This window comes from Streptomyces sp. Y20 (assembly GCF_043195475.1).
Classification (GTDB): Bacteria; Actinomycetota; Actinomycetes; order Streptomycetales; family Streptomycetaceae; genus Streptomyces.
In genome coordinates, this window is the sequence record NZ_JBIDDP010000011.1 from 73,758 (window position 1) to 96,296 (window position 22,539).

11 protein-coding genes are annotated in these 22,539 nt (G+C 73.5%); 6 read left to right on the top strand and 5 right to left on the bottom strand.

Annotated elements, in window-relative coordinates; genetic code table 11:
- Nucleotides 1-38: 38 nt before the first annotated feature.
- The gene (locus ACGFT1_RS25865; RefSeq protein WP_356823446.1) at nt 39-281 is read right to left on the bottom strand and encodes a WhiB family transcriptional regulator; all 243 of its coding nucleotides are present in this window, start codon (nt 279-281) and stop codon (nt 39-41) included.
- Nucleotides 282-668: 387 nt separating this feature from the next.
- Here ACGFT1_RS25865 and ACGFT1_RS25870 point away from each other — a divergent pair, with 387 nt between their 5' ends.
- The 3 genes from ACGFT1_RS25870 (at nt 669) to ACGFT1_RS25880 (ending at nt 3,296) form a co-directional block, all read left to right on the top strand.
- Nucleotides 669-977 carry a hypothetical protein gene (locus tag ACGFT1_RS25870; RefSeq protein ID WP_373911374.1) on the top strand — a complete coding sequence of 103 codons (309 nt, stop codon included), beginning with the start codon at nt 669-671 and terminating at the stop codon, nt 975-977.
- A gap of 878 nt (nt 978-1,855) precedes the next feature.
- The gene (locus ACGFT1_RS25875) at nt 1,856-2,350 is read left to right on the top strand and encodes a hypothetical protein (protein WP_373911375.1); all 495 of its coding nucleotides are present in this window, start codon (nt 1,856-1,858) and stop codon (nt 2,348-2,350) included.
- A 457-nt stretch (nt 2,351-2,807) separates the two neighbouring features.
- Entirely contained in the window at nt 2,808-3,296 is a 489-nt protein-coding gene (locus ACGFT1_RS25880; protein ID WP_373911376.1) for a GNAT family N-acetyltransferase, read from the top strand.
- Nucleotides 3,297-3,573: 277 nt separating this feature from the next.
- Here the strand turns inward: ACGFT1_RS25880 and ACGFT1_RS25885 are convergent, their stop codons facing one another.
- Together ACGFT1_RS25885 and ACGFT1_RS25890 are read right to left on the bottom strand one after the other, a co-directional pair.
- Nucleotides 3,574-4,614 (bottom strand): vWA domain-containing protein, encoded by a 1,041-nt coding sequence (locus ACGFT1_RS25885; protein WP_373911377.1) that lies wholly within the window; start codon nt 4,612-4,614, stop codon nt 3,574-3,576.
- Nucleotides 4,615-4,780: 166 nt separating this feature from the next.
- The gene (locus tag ACGFT1_RS25890; RefSeq protein ID WP_373911534.1) at nt 4,781-6,046 is read right to left on the bottom strand and encodes a helix-turn-helix domain-containing protein; all 1,266 of its coding nucleotides are present in this window, start codon (nt 6,044-6,046) and stop codon (nt 4,781-4,783) included.
- Nucleotides 6,047-6,938: 892 nt separating this feature from the next.
- Between ACGFT1_RS25890 and ACGFT1_RS25895 the strand changes: the two genes are divergently transcribed.
- Nucleotides 6,939-7,316 carry a LuxR C-terminal-related transcriptional regulator gene (locus tag ACGFT1_RS25895; protein WP_373911378.1) on the top strand — a complete coding sequence of 126 codons (378 nt, stop codon included), beginning with the start codon at nt 6,939-6,941 and terminating at the stop codon, nt 7,314-7,316.
- A gap of 109 nt (nt 7,317-7,425) precedes the next feature.
- Here ACGFT1_RS25895 and ACGFT1_RS25900 read toward each other — a convergent pair whose 3' ends face one another.
- Nucleotides 7,426-7,944 carry an RNA polymerase sigma factor gene (locus tag ACGFT1_RS25900; protein WP_373911379.1) on the bottom strand — a complete coding sequence of 173 codons (519 nt, stop codon included), beginning with the start codon at nt 7,942-7,944 and terminating at the stop codon, nt 7,426-7,428.
- Between the two features lie 61 nt (nt 7,945-8,005).
- A complete protein-coding gene (locus ACGFT1_RS25905) occupies nt 8,006-9,364 on the bottom strand; it encodes a protein kinase (RefSeq protein WP_373911380.1) in 1,359 nt (452 codons plus the stop codon).
- Between the two features lie 433 nt (nt 9,365-9,797).
- Here ACGFT1_RS25905 and ACGFT1_RS25910 point away from each other — a divergent pair, with 433 nt between their 5' ends.
- Together ACGFT1_RS25910 and ACGFT1_RS25915 are read left to right on the top strand one after the other, a co-directional pair.
- On the top strand, nt 9,798-18,530 hold the full coding sequence (locus tag ACGFT1_RS25910) for an amino acid adenylation domain-containing protein (protein WP_373911381.1): 8,733 nt from the start codon (nt 9,798-9,800) through the stop codon (nt 18,528-18,530).
- On the top strand, nt 18,523-22,338 hold the full coding sequence (locus ACGFT1_RS25915; protein WP_373911382.1) for a type I polyketide synthase: 3,816 nt from the start codon (nt 18,523-18,525) through the stop codon (nt 22,336-22,338). The genes ACGFT1_RS25910 and ACGFT1_RS25915 overlap by 8 nt, the downstream gene beginning before the upstream one ends.
- Nucleotides 22,339-22,539 lie beyond the last annotated feature (201 nt).

The following is a 22,539-nucleotide window of genomic DNA, read 5'->3' on the forward strand; positions in this document are numbered from 1 at the left end:
TGTATCGAACGGTACGACGACCACGCACCGGCCGGCGCTCAGCCGTCGGCCTCGCTCCGCCGTGGCCGCAGCGCACGCCGCTGCCTTGCGGTGAGGCCGCCCCAGACGCCGTCGTCCTCTCGGTGCCGTAGCGCCCAGGCGCGGCACTCGCGCACCACGGCACAGCGGAAGCAGATCCGCCTGGCCTTCTCGATCTGCGCGAGCGATGCGCCATCCTCACTGATCGGGAAGAACAGCTCGGGATCCTCGCCGCGACAGGCCGCCCATGTTCGCCAGTTCACAGTGCCCTCCACCTGGTCGGACGCACGGTCGTGCGGTCAGGTCCCCGGGGGCAGCCAGGACCGCGCGGCGCGTGCAACACGTCGCAGACCCGGCAGAGTGCTGACCAAAATATCCTATATAGGGAGAATATTTCCAGACGAGGAGACAAGAAGATGCCCCTTCTCACTGGGCGAGTGAGTGGTACCTCGACGAAGGTGCCTCGGGGGCTTGGACGCCGGCGATCCGGGCACGAGGGACGGTGAACGGACCAGCGAACTCGAGTGAGGACGGTGCTGCGATGAGCCCCTTCGAACGCGCATGCCGGTCCGTGGTGCGGACCGCGCCGGCGAGGCGGCTTCGGGCCCACGCTGACCAGCCGGCCGCCTGACCACCGGCCGCCGCACACCATGGCTCGCACGAAGCAGTACGCCGTCGCCGCCTCGGGACAGTGGACCGACGAGGAGGAGGGACGCCGTCGGCTGCCCGCCGGCGAGGTCCACGCCTGGGAACCGGGTCGGAACGAAACGGTCTGCGGGCTGTCCCTCAGCCGCTCCCAGCTGACCCGCTTCCCGCATGTCACCTGGGTCGACACGTTCCCCGAGTCCGGTGGCGCGGCGGACCGGGTGAAGCGCGTCTGTCCGCGGTGCGCCTCCGTCGCCGGACGTCGCGGCAGCGACGCACGCCCGCGGTGGCACCACACGAACCCCCGGCCCTGAGCCCAGCGTCGTCTCCCGGGCCACGGCCCCTGTTCCGCGACCATGTGACTCAGGGACAGGGGAGCTCTCGTCGGTGGTCCTCCTTCGCGGGGCCGGTAGTGCGGCGCGGGCGCGTGCCGCTCGGTCCGCTGCCGCGCCCGCCCTGCCGGTCCACCGAGCCGAGCCGGGCCCCGACGAATCGGCTGGCGTGCGCCCAGCAAGTCGTGCGCTCTGCCGGGCGCCCGTAACGCGCCAGGACACTCGGCACTCGCCCGGCCACGACCCGGCGAGAAGGGTAGGCCCATGGAGCGAGGCCGCCTGCTCGGCGGGGGAGGGGCCTGACAGCTGCCGCGGTCCTCACCCTCGCCGACGGCCGCGCGGGCCGCCGCGCACCTCGACATCCGGCCGTCCGCCGTCGGCGCTGACTGCCGGCTCGCCGCTAGGGTGTCGTGCCGTAACAGCATGTCTCCGTGGAAAGGCCCCCGTTGAGCACCCCGTCGCACCCGAACCCCGCCTACCAGCAGCCCCAGGGGCCGTACCCGCAGACACAGGGGCCGTACCCACAGGGACCGGGGCCGTACCCGCAGGGACCGGGGCCGTACCCGCAGGGACCGAACCCGTATGCTCCGGCTCCCGGTCCCTACCAGCAGGCGCCGAGCCCGTACCCGCACCCACCGGGAGTCTTCCCGCCCCCTGCCGTCGGTCCGCACCACAACGGCGGAGGGATGCCGGCGGATTGGCCTGCGGCCGGCGGGCCGATGGGGGTCTGCCAGGTGTGCGGGGCGGCACCCGCCGCGCCGGTGACGGTGCGCGGTCACCAGGGCATGCTGGTGATGATGCGGTTCCTCCGGCGACAGGGAACATTCTGTCGGACCTGCGCGCTTGCCACTTTCCGTGACATGCAGGCCGATACCCTCATCCAGGGCTGGTGGGGCGCCCTGTCGGTGTTCATCACGCCCGTCACACTGCTGCGCAATCTCGGTGCGCTGTCCTCGATCCGCACCATGCCCCCGCCGGTCTCGCCCGGCCCGCGGCCTCCGCTGGATCCCGGCAAACCGGTGTTCAAGCGGCCCGAGGGCATCCTGGCCCTGATCCCGCTCTGCCTGCTCACCCTGGCCGTGGTCGCCGTTCCGGTTCTTTTCGTCATCGGCCTGGTCACCGGGGCGAGCGCCGGTGGTGACAGCCGTTCGGTCCTGCGAGTCCACTCATGCGCGCACAACTACGCCACCTGGCCCGACCAGGACTTGCGGCCTGTGGACTGCGCCTCCCCCGAAGCCCAGTACCGCGTCCTCGCCCAGGATGACCCCGACTGCGGATCCACGGACTTCGACGCGTATCCGCAGTACAGCAGCAGCGGCGAGGTCTCCCTGTGCCTGCATGAGCTGAAGAAGTAGGCGGCGATGGGGCGTGCCCGGGGCCGCCCGGACTCGGGCTGCCCCCTCGGCGGGCGTCCCGCGAGCAGGTGGCCGCGGCCGGCCGCACGGCGGGGACCCGTCGGGTGGCGGTACACGCCAGGCCCAGCATGCTGACCACGCGACCGCGGAAGCCGCGCAACGGGCGAACCTGTACGAGCGGGCTACCGACCAGGAGGTTTCCAGTCCGCCCAAGATCAGCCGTGAACAGCTCATCGACGCTGCATTGCGCCGCCGGCATCGCTCTGTGCCGGGCCGCCGGCTGTGTGGTCCCCGGAACCGGTGGCGCCCCGACGTGTCGGCTCGGGCCCCGTCGCCGTCCGCGACACGCTGATCCGCGTGGACTCGCTGCCGGAAGAGGCGCTGGACGATGCCACGGCGGGGCCGCTGAGCCCGACCCGCCGGACGAAGGCGCTCCGCGGTGCGACATACTCTCCCGATGAGTTCACGCACTTCCCCCATCAGCCAGTCGATCACGATACGGAGGGCCGTCGCGCGGGATGCCAAGCGGCTCACGCGGCTCGTGCGTGGCTCTGGCGCCTACGAGGGGAAGTACGCGGCCGCAGTCGCGGGCTACAGGGTCGGTCCCGATTACATCGAGGCCCACCGCGCCTTCGTAGCCGTCGGCGCCGACGAGCATGGCAGCCGCGTCCTCGGGTTCTACTCGCTCGTCCTCGCTCCGCCGGAGCTCGACCTGCTGTTCGTCGCCGACGAAGCGCAGGGACGTGGCATAGGGCGGCTGCTCGTCGCGCACATGCAGTCCGAGGCCCGTGCCGCCGGGCTCGACCGTGTCAAGGTCGTGTCGCATCTTCCCGCCGCGGACTTCTACCACAGAGTCGGTGCGGTGCGGACCGGCACCGCGCCCGCGAATCCGCCCGCCGTGGCGTGGGACCGCCCCGAATTCGAATTCCGCATTCCTTCGGACTGACGCGGTGTGCCGGTTCGCGGGGCAGGGGCGTCGGCTCCATGGTGGCCTGCATGCGGGAGCCGACGGACGCCGCGCGATCCGTGTACGCCGTCGTCCCTGCCCCGACAGGGGGGGGGAGGGGGGCCGGTCACCGCACCGGCGATCGCCTCGCCTCGCCTCGCGAGTCTCGCGCGCCTTGTGCTTCTGCCTTCACTGCACCACCGCGTGCAGGAGGAATCCCCGTCGGCCACGCGATCGAGCTGATCCCCCGCTCCGTCTCCCGCGGGTCTCCCAAGCGTCAGAGCATCAGCAGAAGCCGCGTGTTCGCCACGAGTTTGCGGTTCACGCTGGTGCTCTGCACGAAGATCGTGTAGTCGTCGTTGTGGTCCGGCTTGACGCGGACTTCCGCGTCCGGCAGGCCGAGCAGGGCTCGGGCCTCGGGCCCCGTATACACGCGGTCCGTCTTCTTCTCGAGTACGGCGATCTGCTTCCTCGCCTGTATCTTCTCGGACTTGCTCAGCTGGTAGAACGCACCACCGGTACGGTAGGCGTGCCCGTTCTCGGTGACCCATTCCCGGATTGCCGTGTCACGGGTCACCGGGAGCAGCTGGTACTGCGAGGGCTTCACCGGGATGAGGCCGGCCGCCTCGATGGTGTCCCTGTTCACCGTTTCCGCACCCATGGAGAACACCGCCCGCGATCCCCGGATGCCCTTCGTGCGGCCCACCATGAACTTTTCGGTGGCCTGCTGGATGACCTGCCCGGCTTCCTCAAGACCCTGTGTGCTGGTGGCGTCCCAGATGGCGATGTTGTCCTTCGGGAAACCGCACTTCATGGCCTCGCGCTTGCCCATCTGGTCCGGCACCAGGACGGCCAGTGTCCAGTTGTCCGCCTGCGTCCCGATCATCTCGGACACGGCCTGCGTCAGTTCACGCGGGTCCTGGGTGAGCGTATCGGGGCAGCGATGACTCGCGTTCTCCTGCCCGTCGGTGAGTATGAACGTCAGGAAGCTGTGGTCTCCGTACAGTTGAGCGGTCTGCGCGAGTTCCCGCTGTGACTTCAGCGCGGCCGCCAGCAGGGCCGTCATTCCGCCGGCCCGGTACAACTGCTTCAGCGACGGCATTCGCAGCACGTCCTTGTCATAGACCACGCATTCCACCTTGTCGGCGAAGACGTACACCGTGACGCGGGTTTCCTGGTCCAGCTCCCTCGAACGCCGGGCGAGATACGCGATCTGCTGGTCGGCGACCTCTACGACCTTGCGGCTCAGGTGCGTCATGGACGAACTGGCATCCAGCACAAGGGCAACGTGATTGATGTAATTCTGGGTTCCGGACACGAAAGCTCCCCGTCATTCCGACTCGATGCTCCTACCGTCTCACGCACCACTGACAATCGGTCCTGCCCCCGCTCGCGGCGGTCCGGACCCTCCCCGGGTGGCGAGCCGGCTGTGCCCTCGCGTGTGTCACCGGCCGGCGGCGACCGGCAGGAGGCGAGGCGAGCGGTCACCGGCAGCGGCGGGTGGACGCCACCGCGTCGCGTGGCGCCGCGGCACGGACTTGGGCGAGCGCGGTGGCCAGGGTCTGCCAGACATGGGTGGCCAGGTCCATGTTCCGCGCGTCCGTCGCCTGGTGGGCGAGCCGTTCCAGGGCCGCTATGCCCTCCTCGACGCGGCCGTCCAGGATGGTCAGCCGGCCTTCGAGGACGGCGAGCCGCACCCGGTCGCGGTGGGGCAGCCGCAGTTCGCCGTCGGACAGCAGGGCACGGCACAGCGCGCGGGCCTCGTCCAGCCTCCCCTCATGGAAAGCCAGGTGGGCGCGCAGCGCGTGCAACTCCTGCACCTGCAAGGGTGTGCCGGTGAGTTCGACGAGCACCTGGGCCTCGCCCAGCCAGCGCCGGGCCGCCTCCAGCCGGGGTGGGGACATCTCGAGCGCGGTGGCGGTCGCGGCGGTGCGCAGCCGTGTCCACAGCTCCAGGTCGTCCCGGCCCTGGAGCAGGCCGAGGGCGGTTTCCAGCCGGTTATGGGCGGCGGTGTGGTCCCCTTGACGGTGGCTGACCACGGACGCGGTCCACAATGCCTCGGCCGCCTGCGGGGCACTGGCGGCGGGAAGCAGGTCCCGCTCCAGTTCGTGGACGTGCCGGCCGGCCGCGTCGAGGCGGCCCAGTTCCGTCTCGACACCGATCAGCGCCATGAGCGCGGTCATGGTGTCGGCCACCTGGAGCTCTTCTTCGCGCGCGATGGCCAGCGCGGTCACGGCCGCCGATTCCGCCGTCCCCAGGTCGCCCAGTGCCCCCAGGCAGCGCGCGTACCGGACGTTCGCCCTGACCCGCAGCTCCGGTACCGCCAACAAGTCGCTCAGCTCGACGAGTTCGCCGAGTCGGCCGCGTTCCTCCTCGTAGTCGCCGTTGCGGCAGTCGACGCGGCTCAGCAGCCACAGCGCCTGCCAGCGGCTGGAGAGGTCGGCGCGTTCGTCGTCCCGCAGGGCGTGACGCAGGGCGACGGTGCAGTCCGTGCCGGGTGGTGCCGAGGACGCGGCCGCCAGTGCGTGGCTGAGGGACCTGCCGCCCAGCGGCTCGTTCAGCGCCGACACGTCGACCCCGAGCCGCTGGGCCAGATAGGTGACGGCGCGTGGAGTGGGCCGGCGTTCACCGGACTCCAGCCGCGACAGGTATCCCGTCGACATGCCCTCGCCGACGACCGCCGCCTGGCTCAAGCCTCGTTCGAGCCTGAGCATCCTCAGCCGTCGCCCGAAATGCGGCTGCTCGAGCATTCCCACCCTCTGATCCCCTGAGGTCTTCGTGAGTCCGCTTCCTTCTGCGGATTTCCGCCGGCAGCGTGCGGAAGCGGTCCAACTTTACGAAGCGTCGACAGCACGGGCAACACAGTGGCGATCGCGTGAGCCACCGGCCATTCACCGTGTTCCCTCTTCATGGCCTGACCGCGTTCCCGGGTTGCCGGTTTCTTTCGGCTGAAAAACAGCCCTGTGAGCAAGAGTTGACAGGTTGTCGGCCCGATCGGGCAAACCCTTGCCAAGGGCGTTGCCCGGCCTTAGCCTCCGTGGTACCGGCCTGATGCGATTACGCCCTCGTCTCCGGAGGCTTCCGTGCCCCCTCGCGTCCAGTCGGGCTCGTTGTGGAAACTGACCGCGGAGAGGACCGCGGCAGCCGCTCCCGACGCGCCCGGCAGATTATCCCGCGGTACCGGTGTGCCGACAGCCCTGGCGGCGGGGCGGTGATCCCCGAGGAACCCGGGCGGGCAGTGTCGGGAAGTGGAGCTCCGACAACGTTGTCCGCAGGTCGTCGCGCATTTCAACCCCCCATGCACAGAAAAAGGGTACGTCTGTGGCCACCATGAGCACCGCCTCCTCCCTCTCCTCCTCTCCCACCCCCGACGGCGGAAGGACAGCCGCCGGCGTCGCTTCCCGGGTCCTGCCGGGGGACGCCGGGGGCGGCCGTCGGCGTCCTACCTACACGGCCCACGCGTCCGCGAGGGACACGACCGTCACCGCTGCGGAGACGGATTTCGCCGGGGCCTTCGGGCTGAGCCCGGGTGAGATATGCGGGCGTGACCTCTGCGATCTCCTTCTCGCGCGGTTTCCCGTGAGTCTGCGGCGCCGGTTCACCGATCTCTGCGAAGGCCGAACGGACCGGTTCACGGAGCCGGTGACCGGCCGGGACGGCAGCGGCCGGACCTTCTGCGCGGACCTGACGGCGACGGCGGTGGCCGGCCCGGACGGCACGGCCGGACTCGTGATCCTGCTCAGCCGTGCCGGGGACGGGGAGGGGACGGGACGCCGTGGGGAACAGATGCTCAGCGAACTGGACGCACGCGTGCTGGAGGGTGTGGCGAGCGGTGCGTCGACGGTGCAGCTGGCCAGCCGCCTCTACATGAGCCGGCAAGGGGTCGAGTACCGCGTGGGGCGGCTGCTGCGCAGATTCGACGCTCCCAACCGCCCCGCGCTCGTGGCGCGCGCCCACGGGCTGGGGATGTTCTCCGTGGGACAGTGGCCGCCACGCGTCCTGCCCGATTTCGTCGAGTAACCGGCAGACGGCCTCCCAGCCCGCCGGGGCGGCCGCGGACGGTGCGAACACCGACCGCGGCCGCCCCGCCAGCGGTTGCCCGCCCGCGAGCGGGGCCCGGCCGGGACGGTCATGCCGCCGACGGCAGCCAGGCCTCCCGGAAGCGGCGGCGCGCCCGGTGCAGACGGGACCGGACCGTCCCCACCGGCAGGGAGAGGACCCGCGCCATCTCCTCCTCGTTGAGGCCGTAGGCGCGCAGGGTGAGCACCTGCCGGTGGGAGGTGGGAAGACGCTCCAGCACGTCACTGATGTGCACGGCGTCCAGCGGGTTCGTCTCCTGGCCCGGGTCGACCTGTGCATAGACCCCCTCCTCACCCGTCCGTCTGGCGATGCGGACGGCCTCACGGACCGTCACCGAGCGCACCCAGCCGTAGAACGCGGCCGGTTCGCGCAGGGTGCGCAGACCGCGGTAGATGGCGAGGAGCGCCTCCTGTGCGGCGTCGGCGCCGTCGTCCTGGGTGACGGACCGGCAGATGCGGGCGACGTACGGCGTGATCGCGGTCAGCAGGTGGTTCATCGCCTGTTCGTCGCCCGCCTGGGCACGGGGCAGCAGCGCGAGGGGGGTGGGGAGGTGGTTGACGGTGCTCATGCGGGGGGGTGCTCCTTGTGGCAACCGGTGCGGTCGGGCGCGGTGGACGGGGTGACCGTCCTCACCGTGCGGGCGAGGGCAGAGGTTCGGTGACGTCCGCGAAGGTGAGGAGCCCGGCGAGGACGTCGTCACGGAACGCCTGCATGAAGGAGGGGCTGAAACAGGCGGTGAAGTGCGGGAACTCGATGGCGAGGCGCCCCTCGAAAGAGACGACGCACGCCATGACGGGACTGCGGCCGGCCTGCGGGAAGTAGTGTTCGCGAGCGGGCACCAGCCGGATGTCCGTGGCCCGCAGTCCGGCCGGGAGCCGGGGGCCGGGGACGACGCCCATGTTCGTGACGATGACGGTGGCCAGCTGCAAGGCCGGGTTGCCCGGAATCTCCGGCGTGATGCGCATCTCGTGATAGTGGTCCGCGCGGTCGATGAAGCCGCTCAACCGGTCGTGCACGGTTCGCGCCAGCGCGATCGGGTCGGTGTCCGCGGCGACGCCGAGGGTCTGCAGATGGGTGGTGACGGCCGGCACCATCAGCAGGGCGGGCAGCGCGGGAGTCAGCCGGGACCGCAGGTCCACGGGGGACAGGCAGCCGAGGGTGCGGGGACCGTCGCCCTCCAGACGGCGCCGTGCCGCCGTGAGAGCCGCGGCGGCGACGAGAGCGTGCACGGACACGCCCAACTGGCGTGCGGTGCGCCGCAGCCGGGTGGTGCGCTCCTCGTCGAGGCCCAGCCGGCACACCTCGATGCGGCCGTCGCCGGCCGGTTCCGCACCCGGCCCGGTGCCGCCGGCCGCCGGCCGCGGCACGTCGAAGGGCACGAGTTCGACGGGGTGCCGCCGCGTCTCCTCGACGCGGCGCTCCAGGTAGGCGGCGGTGGCCGCCGGGTCGGCGGCGGGCAGCAGCCGGCTGACCGGCTGCGGCCAGTGAAGGCAGTCCTCGGGGTCCTCCTGGACGTCGGCGGTCGCATCGGTCGCGGCCGCCTTCCCCTCGTTCCGACCGCCCTCGACCAGGGACCGGTAGTGGTCCCAGACGGCGTTGTGCAGGGCGATGCTGCTGTGCCCGTCCGTGATCGTGTGGTCCACGACGAGGACGAACAGATGGCGGTCGCCTTCGGGCGCGCTCACCAGGACCGCCCGGCTGAGCGGGCCTCCGAGCGGCAGCGGAGCGTTCAACTCCGCGAGGTGGACGTCCTCGCCGCCGCTGCGGGTGATCAATCGGGGTCGTTCGTCCTCGGCGAGGAGACGCAGCGCGAAGCCCGGCCCGTCCGACGCGATGCGCGAACGCAGCGTCGGGTGGGCCTGCGTGAGGGCGTCGAATGCCGCGGACAGCGCCCCGGGGTCGACCTGCCCGTGCAAGGCGCATGAAAGCACCGCTCTGCTCCGCTGCCCGACGTACAGCGTCTCGACCGGGCACAACGCACGATGCATGCCGCCAGCCTTCCTTCCGTATCTCTTCGTCGTACAGGCTTTGGTGACGGATCGTCACGGCCGGGGCGCGCATGCCCGACGCCCGTTCGAGAGTGCAACGCCGGGAGCCGGTGAATCCACCTGGACCGGACGGCCGGACCAAAGTCGCGGGAATTCCTTAGAGTCCGCCGGGTCCGGCGCTATCCCGGTCCGGGCGTTCTTCAGGGAAACACCTGAATTCCCTGCGCGGGCCCGGTCCCGGCTTGATCGGTCCCGTCGCCTCGTCGCACCCTGAGGGCACTTGCGGGAGCGGCGGCGGGGCCGTGCCGGCCCCACGCTCTCGGCAGTGCGACCGCCCCTTCCCCGCTCCGTGGGCCGGGGCCGCACCCCCCCACGTCCGCCCGACCGGGTCGTTCCGGCCGGGACGTCACGACTTGCCACGCGAGGTTGTGCCATGTCACTCCACGAGGAGTCACTCCGCGAGAACGACCACCGGCCACTGTCCGGAGCCCAGGAGGGACTCTGGTACGCCGGGCGCCTCGCGTCCGACAGCGCCGCGTACAACACCGCGGAGGCGGTGGAGATACACGGCGCCCTCGACACCGACCTGTTCGAGACGGCCCTGCGCCGGACCGTGGGCGAGGCCGACACCTTCGCCCTGCGTTTCCTCGACACGGACGACGGCCCCCGCTGCCACCGGGCGCCGGACGCGGACGACTGGACGCTTCAGCGGATCGACACCGGTGACGCCGACGACCCGGAGCACGCCGCCTGGGAGCTGGTCCGCACCGACCTCGCGACGCCGGTGGACCTGGACAAGGGGCCGCTGTTCTCCCACACCCTCCTCACCCTCGCCCCCGACCGGCACCTCTGGCTGCTCAGGGCCCATCACCTCCTGCTGGACGGTTACAGCTACAAGCTTCTCGGCCGTCGCCTCGCCGACACCTACAACGCGCTGGCCGAAGGGCGTGAACCCGCCCCGGCCGTCTTCGCGTCCGTCAGCCGGCTCCAGGCGGAGGAGGCCGCCTACCTCGCGTCCGAGCGCAGCGTCCGCGACCGGGCGTACTGGTCGCGGCGGCTGGCCGGACTGCCGGAGCCCGCACGGCTCACGCACCGCACCGCGGCGCCCGTCGCCCCGTTCCTGCGCCGCACCGTGGAACTGGAGGACGCCGACGCCCGGGCTCTGTCGGACGCGGCCGCCCGGCTCGACGTCACGCGCACCGACCTGCTGACCGCCGCCGTCGCCGCCTACCTGCACCGCATGACCGGTGCCGACGACCTCGTGCTGGGCATGGCCACGATGAGCCGGCCGGGCAGCGCCGCCCTGCGCACCCCGGGCACCGCCTCCGACGTCCTGCCGCTGCGCGTGGCCGCCGACTCCGGGACGACCCTCGCCGGCCTGGTGCGGACGGTCGCCGACGAGCTGCGAGGGCTGCGCCGGCACCAGCAGTACCGGGGAGAGTTCATCCGCCGGGACCTGAACCTGCTGGGAACCGGGCGCCGGCTGTACGGGCCGGTGCTGAACATCATTCCGTTCACCGAGAACCTCGACTTCGGCGGCCACCCGGCCACCTGGCACCACCTGTGCGGCGGTGCCGTCGACGACCTCCAGATCAATGTCCGGCCCGGCACCCGGCCCGGCAGCCTCTGGCTGGCCTTCGACGCCAACCCCGCCCTGTACGACGAGGACGAACTCGCCCTGCACCGCGACCGGTTCCTGCTCCTGCTGCGACGGCTGGCGGACGCCGCGCCCACGACACCGCTGGGCGACCTGGACCTGCTGCTGCCCGGCGAGCATCCGAGCGACGCCCCCGTGCGGGACTTCCCGGTCACCGCGACCCTCACCGACCTGTTCGAGCGGCAGGCAAGGGCCTGCCCGCGGCGCGTCGCGGTGTCGTACGAGGGAGAACGGCTCACCTACGCGGAACTCGACGCCCGGGCCAACCGCCTGGCCCGACTGCTGGCCGAGCGCGGGGCGGGTCCGGGCCGGGTGGTGGCGCTGGCTCTGCACCGGGGCCCGCGGCTCCTGCCCGCCCTGCTGGCCGTCCTCAAGACCGGCGCCGCCTACCTCCCCCTGGACCCCGGTCATCCGGCACAGCGCCTGCGGCTCGTCATGGACGACGCGGCCCCCGTCCTCCTCGTCACCGAGACCGCTCTCGCACCGCGCTTCACCGACGGGGTCCCCGCCGTCGTCCTGGACGACCCCGCCGTCGAGGCGGACGTCGCCGCACGGCCGGCCGGCGAGCTGACCGCCACCGATCGCCGGGGGCGGACGAGCCCTTCGGACATCGCGTACATCATCCACACCTCCGGCTCCACCGGCCGTCCCAAGGGCGTGCCCGTCGCGCACGCCAACGTCGTCCGCCTCTTCGCCGCGGCGGCCGAGCACTTCGACTTCGGCGAAGAGGACGTGTGGACGCTGTTCCACTCCTACGCCTTCGACTTCTCGGTGTGGGAGATCTGGGGCGCCCTGCTGCACGGCGGCCGGCTCGTCGTCGTCCCGTACGCCGTCAGCCGCACGCCCCGGGACTTCCTGCGGCTGCTGCACCGCGAGGGGGTGACCGTCCTCAGCCAGACGCCGTCCGCCTTCGAGCAGCTCATGGACGCGGACGGCGAACAGGCGCCGGACAGCGGCCCACAGCCGGCGGGCGCACTGCGCTACGTCGTCTTCGGAGGTGAAGCCCTGCGCCCCGGGCGACTGCGGCCGTGGGCCGACCGGCACGGGCTGCGGAGCCCCGCGCTGGTGAACATGTACGGCATCACCGAGACCACCGTGCACGTCACCCACCACCGCATCACCGAGGCCGACCTCACCGACCCGCGCCGGACGAGCGTCATCGGCGAACCGCTGGCGGACCTGCGGGTGCACCTGCTGGACCCCACGGGCCGGCCGGTGCCGCCGGGCGCCGTCGGCGAGATGCACGTGGCCGGCGCGGGCGTGACCGGCGGCTACCTCGGCCGGCCCGAGCTGACCGCCGAACGGTTCCTCGACGACCCCTTCGGGCCGCCCGGCAGCCGGATGTACCGCTCCGGAGACCTCGCACGGCGCCGCGCCGACGGGAGCCTCGACTACCTCGGCCGCGCCGACCAGCAGATCCAGCTGCGCGGCTTCCGCGTCGAACCCGGCGAGATCGAAGCCGTCCTCACCGCCCACCCGCGGGTCACCCGGGCCGCCGTCGTCGTACGACGTGCCGACAACGGCGCCCGGCAGCTCGTCGCCTACACGGAGTCCACCGGACAGCGGCCCCCGAGCCCGGCGGAACTGCGCGCCCACACCGCCGCCCACCTGCCCGACCACATGGTCCCCGCGGCCTGCGTGAACGTAGACACGCTCCCGCTGACCGCGAACGGCAAGCTCGACACCGACGCCCTGCCCGCGCCCGACTTCACCGCCGCCGCAGCCGGCGCCCGCCCGCAGACGCCCCAACAGGCGCTCCTGTGCGCCCTGTTCGAGGACGTACTGCGGCTGCCGCGCGACACGGTGGGCGCCGACGCCAACTTCTTCGACCTGGGCGGCGACTCCCTGCTCGCCACCCGCCTGCTGGCCCGCCTGCGGCACGAGAACGGCGCCGAGGTGCCCATCACCGCCCTGTTCGACGGCCCGACACCGGCCGCGCTCGCGCAGCGGCTGCCCTCCCGGCCGGGCACCGCTCCCGCCCGCCCCGCGCTCGGGGACATCGACCGCCCGGAGCGCGTCCCGCTGTCCTACGCCCAGGAACGCATGTGGTTCCTCAACCGGCTCGACGGCTCGGCCGCCACGTACAACATCCCGCTGGTGGTGCCGCTCGGCTCCGCCGTGGACGCCGAGGCGCTGCGCGCGGCGCTCGGTGACGTCACCGACCGGCACGAGAGCCTGCGCACGGTGTTCGCCGAGCGGGACGGCGTGCCCCACCAGCGGATCCTGTCGCCCGGGGAGCTGCGCCCGCGGCTGCGCCGGGTGGACTGCCCGGCCGACGAGATCGCCGCCCACGTCACCGGGGCCACCCGCCACCGCTTCGACCTGACCGGTGAAAGCCCCCTGGCCGCCTGGCTGTTCGGGACCGGGGACGAACGGACGCTGCTGCTGGTGCTGCACCACAGCGCGGCCGACGGCTGGTCGCTGCGCCCCCTCGCCGACGACCTGACCGCCGCCTACGCGGCGCGCCGGGCGGGCCGGGCCCCCGCCTGGGACCCGCTGCCGGCGCAGTACGCCGACCACGCCGTCCGGCAACGCGCCCTGCTCGCCCCGGGACCCGACGGCCCGGGACTGCTGGAAAGGCTGACCGCGCACTGGCGCGAAGCGCTGGCCGGTCTGCCGGAGGAGTGCACCGTCCCCGGCGACCGGCCCCGTCCCACGGCACCGCGCGGCGACGGCGCCCACGTCACCGGGACCGTGGACGCCGCACTCCACCGGGACCTGCTGGCCCTGGCCGAACGGGAGGGCGTCAGCCTGTTCATGGTGCTGCACGCCGCGCTGAGCGCCCTGCTCACCCGCTGCGGAGCCGGCGAGGACATCGTCGTCGGCACCCCCGTCGCGGGGCGCTGCGACCCCGCGCTGGACGATGTGATCGGCCTGTTCACCAACACCCTCGTCCTGCGGGCCGACACCTCGGGCGACCCCTCCTTCCACGAGCTGCTCACCAGGCTGCGCCCGCGCGACCTGGCCGCCCTGGACCACCAGGACCTGCCCTTCGACCGGCTCGTCGACGAGCTGAACCCGCCCCGCCGCGCCGGCCGCCACCCGCTGTTCCAGGTCATGCTGGCCCTCCAGAACAACGAGCCCGCCGTCCTCCGGCTGGACGGCCGCGAGGTGCCGCTGCGGCCCACCGCCACCGGCACCGCCAAGTTCGACCTCTTCGTCGACGTCGTGGAACGGCGCGGCGCGGACGGCGCGCCCGGCGGACTCGATCTGCACGTCGAGTACGCCACGGACCTGTACGACGCCGCCACCGCCGAGGGGTTCGCCCACGCCCTGGGCGAACTGCTGCGCGTGGTCGGCGCGGACCCGGACCGCAGGATCGGGGACCTGCCGGCGCCGCCCCCGCACACCCCGGCCGCGTCCGCCGACGCCGGCACCGCCGACCTGACGGACACGGCTCTGTCCGTACCCGGCATCCGCGACGCGGCCGCCCTGCCCGGCCCCGACGGCACACCGCCGCACCTGTACGTGGTGCCGGGCCGCGCCGACGCCGCCGAACGCGTCGAACAGGTCCTCGACGCGGCCGGGCACGGCACCGTCCGCGTCACGGCGGTCAACGCCCTGCCCCGCACCGCCGACGGCGCGCTCGACACCGACGCGCTGCGAGCCCTGCCCCTGGCCGACCGCACCGCCGCCGAGGCCTGGCGGCGGCACCTGGCCCGCGTCCCCGGCGTGCGGACGGCCGAGGCCGTGGTGGAGGCCGTCCCCGAAGAACTGGCCCGCCGGCACGCCGGCCCCCCGCGCCGCACCGCCGGGCCGGCACCGGCCGGCCACGGCCGCACGGCGACCGGCACCGTGCCGGCGCTCAGCGAGGGACCGAGGCTGGCCGAACCCACCGTGCCCGGCTGGGCACAGGCCCTGGTCCGCGCCGCCGAGCGGGACCACGGCGACATCGTGCACGTGCACGCCGACGGCAGCGAGACGCGGCGCGGCTACGCGTCCCTGATCACGGAGGCCTCCCGGGTGCTCGCCGGGCTGCGGCGGGCCGGGCTGCGCCCCGGCGACCAGGTGATCCTCCAGTGCGATGCCACCGAGGACTTCCTCGCCGTGCTGTGGGGCTGTGTCCTGGGCGGTTTCGTCGCTGTCCCGCTGACCGTCCCCGCCTCGTACACCACGCCTTCGGCGGCGCTGACCAAGCTGGAGGGCATCTGGCGGATGCTCGGCCGGCCCTGGACGGTGTGCTCGGCGGCGCTGGAGCCCGGCCTGCGCGACCTGGCGGCCCGCCAGGACTGGCCCGGGCTGCGGCTGACGACCGCCGCCGCGCTGCGGGACGCCCCCGAGGACCGCGACTGGTACGCCGCCCGGCCCGACGACCTCATCCTGATGCTGATGACGTCCGGCAGCACCGGACTGCCCAAGGCCGTGCGGCTGACCCACCGCAACGTGCTCACCCGGTCCGCCGCCACCGCGGCCATGAACCGGCTCGGCGAGCAGGACGTCTCCCTGAACTGGATCCCGCTCGACCACGTCACCGGCGTGGTGATGTTCCACCTGCGCGACGTGTACCTGGGATGCCGGCAGATCCACGCACCGACCTCCTGGATCCTCCAGGACCCGCTGCGCTGGATGGACCTCGCCCACCGGCACCGGGTCACCGTCACCTGGGCCCCCAACTTCGCCTTCGGACTGCTGGCCGGGCAGGCCGACCGCTTCCGGGACCGGGAGTGGGACCTGACACCGATGCGGCTGGTGATGAACGCGGGCGAGGTCGTCGTGGCCGCGGCCGCCCGGCGATTCCTGCACACACTGAAGCCGTTCGGACTGCCGCAGGACGTGATGCACCCCGGCTGGGGCATGTCCGAGACCTGCTCGGTGGTCACCGACGCCGTGCTGCCCGCCGAACCGCCGGGCACCGACGAGACGTTCGTCAGCTGCGGCCTGCCCTACCCCGGCTTCGCCATGCGGATCGTCGACGAACACCGCACCGTGCTCGCCGAGGGCGACGTCGGCCGGCTCCAGGTCCGCGGCACCTCCGTGACCGGCGGCTACCACGACAACGCGGCGGCCAACGCCGAGTCGTTCACCGACGACGGCTGGTTCGACACCGGCGACCTGGCCTTCCTGCGCGACGGCGAGCTGTACATCACCGGCCGCGCCAAGGACGTCATCATCGTGAACGGCGTCAACCACTACAGCCACGAGATCGAGGCCTGCGTCGAGGAACTGCCGTACGTCGTCCGCAGCTTCACCGCTGCCTGCGCGGTGCGCACCGACCCGTCGGCGGCCACCGACGAACTCGCCCTGTTCCTCCACCTCGCCCCCGGGCACGACCCCGCCACCGCGCTGCGGGAGATCGCCGGCAAGGTGACCCGGGAGATCGGCGTCAGCCCCGCATTCCTCGTGCCGGTCGACACCGCCGCCGTCCCGAAGACCGAGATCGGCAAGATCCAGCGGACCAGGCTGCGCAAGAGCTTCGAGGCAGGCGCCTTCGACGACGCGGTCCGCGAGGCCCAGCTGCTGCTGGGCACCGCCGCCACCCTGCCCGACTGGTTCCTGCGGCCGGTGTGGCAGCGGGCCGAGCGCCACCGCCCCCGCGCGGCGGTGGCCGGCCGGCACACCCTCGTCCTCACCGGCGGCGACCCGCGGGCACAGGATCTCGCCCGGCGCCTGGCCGGCGAGGTGCGAGCCGGCGGCGGACTGTGCACCCTGGTCACCGACGGAGCGTCGTACGCCCGGCTCGACGCCGCCCACCACCAGCTCCGGCCCACCGAACAGGCCGACCACGCGGCGCTGCTGCGGGCCCTCGAAGCCGACGGGCGGCCGGTCGACGTCCTCGTGCACCTCGGCGCGTCCCACCTCGGCGAGGCCGCCGATCCGGCGTCCGCCGAGGCCGGCACCGCGTCACTGCTCGCGCTGGCCCGGGCCCTCGCCGACCGGCCCGGCGGGCCGCGCCCGGTCGACCTGCTGTACGTGACGGCCGGCGCCCAGGCGGCCACCCCCGGGGACCGCCCCTCCCCGGCGCACGCCATGGCCGGCGCCGTACTGAAGTCGCTGCGGGAGGAGTCCGGCGGCCTGCGGTGCGTCCACCTCGACCTCGACCCGCACGGCGACGAGGACCCCCTACCCCTGCTGCTCGCCGAAGCGGCCGGCACCCCCGCCGACACCGAGGTCGCCCACCGCGGCGGACAGCGCCTGGTACGCCGGCTGGCCCCCCTGCCGGACCCGGCACCCCGTACCGAACCGCCCGCCGCCGACGGCTTCCACCTGATCAGCGGAGGACTGGGCGGTGTCGGCACCGAACTCGCCGCGCACCTGCTGCGCACGCCCGGCACCCGCCTCCTCGTCCTCGGCCGGACCCCACTGCCCCCCGAGGACACCTGGCCGCGGCACCTGGCCGCCGGTGGGGCCACGGCCGCCCGCGTCGAGGCGTACCGGCGGCTGCGTGAACTCGGAGAGGTCCGGTACGCGTGCGCCGACGTCACCGACGAGCGGCAGGTACGGGAAGCCGTCCACACGGCCGCCGAACACTGGGGCGCGCCCCTGGTGTCGGTGCTGCACCTGGCCGGAGCCCTCGTCGAACGCCCCGTCGGCGAACTGGACGCCGCCGCCTGGCGCGAGGCCATGGACGCGAAGGTGCGCGGCGCCTGGACCCTGCACCGCGTGAGCACGGACCACCCGGTCGGCTCCTTCGTCACCTTCTCCTCGGTGAACGGCTGGTTCGGCGGCGCCATGAACACCGCCTACGCCGCCGCCAACGCCTACCTCGACGCCCTCGCCCTGCACCGCCGCGGCCTCGGCCTGCCCGCCCAGAGCCTGGCCTGGAGCATGTGGCGCGAGCGCGGCATGAGCAGCGGCTACCGGCTCGCCCCGCTCACCGAGGCCCGCGGCTACCGGGTCCTGGACACCGCCGCCGCGCTGCGCTCCTTCGACCTGGCCCGCACCCTGGACGAACCCCACCTGCTGATCGGCGTCGACCGCAGCGCTCCCTGGGTCCGCAGCCACGTCCTCGAACCCGCCCGCCAGGTACGGCGACTGGCCGCACGCGTCGCCCTGGAGGAGGGCGCCGACATCGGCACCCTGTACCGGGCCGCCGCGGACGCCGCCGGCGGGGACCACTGGGTGCTGCGCGCGGCCGGCGCCACCGAGCAGCAGGCGGCCGCCTCCGGTACGGGGGAGCGGCTGCGGAAACTGGAGGACCGGCTGACCGGCCTGTGGCGCGACATCCTGGGCCGCGACCGGATCGGCAGGGACGAGAACTTCTTCGACCTGGGCGGCAACTCCCTGCTGCTGGTCGCCGCCCAGAACGCCGTCAACCAGGCCTTCGGATGCGAGCTGCCGGTCGTCGACCTGTTCGCCCACCCCACCGTGCGCGACCTGGCCCGCCACCTGTCGGCCCTGACCGCACCCGAGGCGGCCGACGCCCTCCCGACGGCGGACCCGCAGGCGCCGCCGGAGGCCGCCGGGACCGGGCCGAGCGGCCTGGACCGCGCCAAGGAACGAGCCCAGCGGCAGCGTGCGGTCCGTACCCGCCGTACCGCGCGGCAAGGAAAGGACCGAGGCCATGCCTGAGACCATCGAACCGCAGGACGAGCAGGCACCCGCCGTCGCCGTCATCGGCATGGCGGCACGCCTCCCGGGCGCGGACGACCCGGACGCGTTCTGGGACAACCTGGCCGCCGGACGCGAGTCCGTGCGGCCCATCACCGACGAGGAGTTCCTGGCCGCGGGCGGAACCGAACGCGACCTCCGCGACCCCACGCTGGTCCGGATGGCGTCGGTCGTCGAAGGAATCGACCGCTTCGACGCCGGGTTCTTCGGCTACAGCCCCGCAGAGGCCGCCGTGGTCGACCCCCAGCAGCGGCTGCTGCTCGAGACGGCCTACCACGCCCTCGAGGACGCCCGGTGCCTCGGCCCCGGCACCGACACCGGCACGTTCGGCGTGTACGCCGGCAGCGGCGACAGCCGCTACTACCCGTCGCACGTCCACCCCCGCTACGCCGGGCAGCCCGGGTCGGTGGAACTCGTGCACGCGGCCACCGCCAACTCCCTGGGCACGCTAGCCACCCGCGTCTCCTACGAGCTGGGGCTGACCGGCCCGAGCGTGTCCCTCCAGACGGCCTGCTCCACGGCGCTCGTCGCGGTGCACACCGCCTGCCAGGACCTGCTCGACTACCGGTGCGACACCGCGCTGGCCGCCGCCGTCTCCCTCAACCCCTCCGCGTTCCTCGGCTACCGCCATGTGCCCGGCGGCCCTTTCTCACCCGACGGCCACTGCCGGGCCTTCGACGCGGCGGCGGCCGGCACCTCCTCCGGCGACGGCGTCGGCGCCGTCGTCCTCAAACGGCTGGAGGACGCTCTCGCGGACGGCGACCGGGTCCGCGCCGTCATCCGGGGCAGCGCCGTCAACAACGACGGGCGCCGCAAGGTCGGCTTCAGCGCGCCCAGCGCCGCCGGACAGACCGAGGTCATCCTCGCGGCACAGGCCCAGGCGATGACCGACGCCGGCACCATCGGCCTGGTCGAGGCGCACGGCACCGCCACGCGCCTGGGCGACCCGATCGAGGTGGCCGCGCTCACCGAGGCGTTCCGCCAGTCCACGCGGCGCCGCGGCTACTGCGCCCTCGGTTCGGTGAAGACCAATATCGGGCACCTGGGAGCGGCCGCCGGCATCGCCGGGCTGATCAAGGCCGTCCTGGCCCTGGAACACCGGCAGATCCCGCCGAACCTGCACTTCGAACGGCCCAATCCGCACATCGATTTCGCCTCCGGCCCGTTCCGGGTGCCCACCACCCTGGAGGAGTGGCCCGCGGACGAGCACCCCAGAAGGGCCGCGGTCAGCGCCTTCGGCATCGGCGGCACCAACGCGCACGTCATCCTGGAGGAGGCGCCGTCCGCCCCCGTCCCGCCCCGGGCGCCGGAGGGCCGCCACCGCCTGGTCCTGCCGCTGTCCGCCCGCACGGCCGACGCCCTGCGCGGCCAGGCCGAGGCCCTCGCCCGCCACCTCCAGAGGCGGCCGGATCTGCGCCTGGACGACACAGCGCGATCCCTGCGCGCCGACCGGCCCGCGCTGCGCCACCGACTGGCCGTGACCGCCGCTTCCCGGGAGGAGGCCCTGTCCGCGCTGCGCACCGCCGTGCCCGGCACGCCACCCGTGGCGGACGAGCCGCCGCGGGTGGCGTTCCTGCTGCCGGGCGGCGGCACCCAGTACCCGGGCATGGGCGCACAGCTCTACCGCGAACACGACGTCTACCGCGACGCCGTCGACGAGTGCGCGCGCATCCTGCGCCCCGCCCTCGGCGCCGACGTCCGCGACGCCCTGTTCGCACGCCGCGAGACCGACGGCACGAGCACGTCCCTGCTCGCCCTGGTGGTCACCGAGTACGCCCTTGCCCGCACCCTCATGGCGGCGGGGGTGCGCCCGGACGCGCTCATCGGCCACTCGCTCGGCGAGTACACGGCCGCCTGCCTGGCCGGGGTGATCGACCTCGACGAGATGCTGCCCCTGGTCACCGAACGCGTCCGGCTCATCAGCTCCGCGGGCGGGGCGACCGTCGGAGTCGCGGCACCCGTCGAGGACGTACTGCCGCTCCTCGGCGAGGAACTGTCCCTCACCGCGGTGAACGGCCCCGGGGCCTGCACCGTCGCCGGACATGAGGCAGCCGTCGCACGCTTCGAGACCGAACTCGCCCGCCTGGACGTGCCGTTCCGCCGGCTGCGCATACCGGTCGCCGCCCATTCCCACGTCCTGGACCCGGTGCTCCCGGCGTACGAGAGACACCTGCGCGGCGTCACCCTGCGCCCGCCGCGGATCCCGTTCGTCACCAACGTCACCGGCGCCTGGATCACCGACGAGCAGGCGACCTCGGTCCGGCACTGGATCGCGCACACCCGCGACACCGTGCGCTTCGCCGACGGCGTCACCACCCTGTGGGAACGCCGGCCCGTCCTGGTGGAGGTCGGCCCGGGGGACACGCTGACCAAGCTGGCCGCCGCCCAGCTCGCGGAGCACTCGCCGGTCACGGTGACCACGATGCGGCACGCCAAGGCCGACGCCGCCGACGGCTTCGTCCTCGCCGAGGCGCTGGGCCGGCTGTGGAGCGCCGGCGTGGACACCGCACTGCCCGAGGTGCCGGGTACGCCCCGGCGAGTGCCGCTGCCCCCCTACGCCTTCGCACGGCACCGGCACTGGATCGACGCCCCCGGCGCCCGCACGGCCCCCGCCACGCCGGACCGCGGCGCGGCGGTGCCCGCCGAACCGGCCCTCGGTCCACGGCCCCGCCTGACGACCGAGCACGTACCCCCGCGCACCGCGCGCGAACAGGCGGTGACCCGGGTGTGGGAGGAGACCCTCGGCATCGGTGGTATCGGCGTCCACGACAACCTCTTCGACCTGGGCGGCGACTCGATGCGCGCCGTACTGCTGACGGGCCGGCTGCGGCAGGCCGGCGTCCTCGACGTGCCCGCCGCCGCCCTGCTGGCCGCGCCCACCGTGGCCGGTCTCCTCGCGGCGGCCGACGACACCTCGGCGCGGACGCCCGGCGCGGGTGCCAGTGCTCTGGCTCCGCTCCTGCCGCTCCGGGCGCAGGGCGGCGCCGCCCCGCTGTTCTGCGTCCACCCCGGGGCGGGCGTGTCCTGGCGCTACACCGGACTGCTGCCCCACCTCGGCGGCGACCAGCCGGTCTACGGCATCCAGGCCCGGGGCCTCGACGGCACCCGGCCGCCCGCACCGGACGCGGCGTCCATGGTCGCCTGCTACCTCGACCTCGTCCGCGAGGTGCAACCCCACGGACCCTACCGGCTCCTGGGGTGGTCCTACGGCGGTTTCGTCGCGCACGCGATGGCGTGCGCCCTGCAGGAGCGGGGCGAGCGGGTGGAGCTGCTGGCCATGCTGGACGCCCCCCAGCCGCACGGCATGCGGTACGACGCCGCGGCGGTCGAGCGGCAGGTGGCGTCCCTGCTGATGCGGGTGGCCGGCCCGTCCGCCGGGCCGGGAGCGGCCGAAGTGCCGGACGTCGCGGCCGTCCTCGCCGGCATCGACGCCGCCTTGACGGCCGACCCGACGAGTGCGCCGGTCACCCGGGCCGAAGCCGAGGCCATCGCCGCGGTCATGCGCAACAACCTGCGCATCGCCCACCAGTTCGCCCCCGGTGTCTTCCGCGGGGAGGTGCTGTTCTTCAGCGCTGCCGAGGACGCGGACACCGGCTTCCCCGGCGACCTGGCCGTGCTGCCCGGCAAGGCCGAGAGCTGGCGGCCCCACGTCGCGGGCACCCTGCACGACCACCGGGTGCCGTGCGGCCACTACGAGATGACCGAACCGGAGCCCATGGCGCTGATCGGCACGGCGGTCGCCAAGGCGCTGCGCGTGGCATCCGAGTGACCGACCGGGCCGCCGACGCTTCGCGCTCGGGACGGTGCCGACCACCGGGCTCGAGTGCGGAGCGGGCGGACGACCGCCGGGAAGAAGGAGGAAGGCGAAGAGAGTGAACGACAGGCCCCCGCACTCGGCGCGTCGACGATCGGCGAACGCCGACGCGGCGTCGGCGGGGGAGTGGGAAGGAGGGCGGCACCGCTCGTGCGG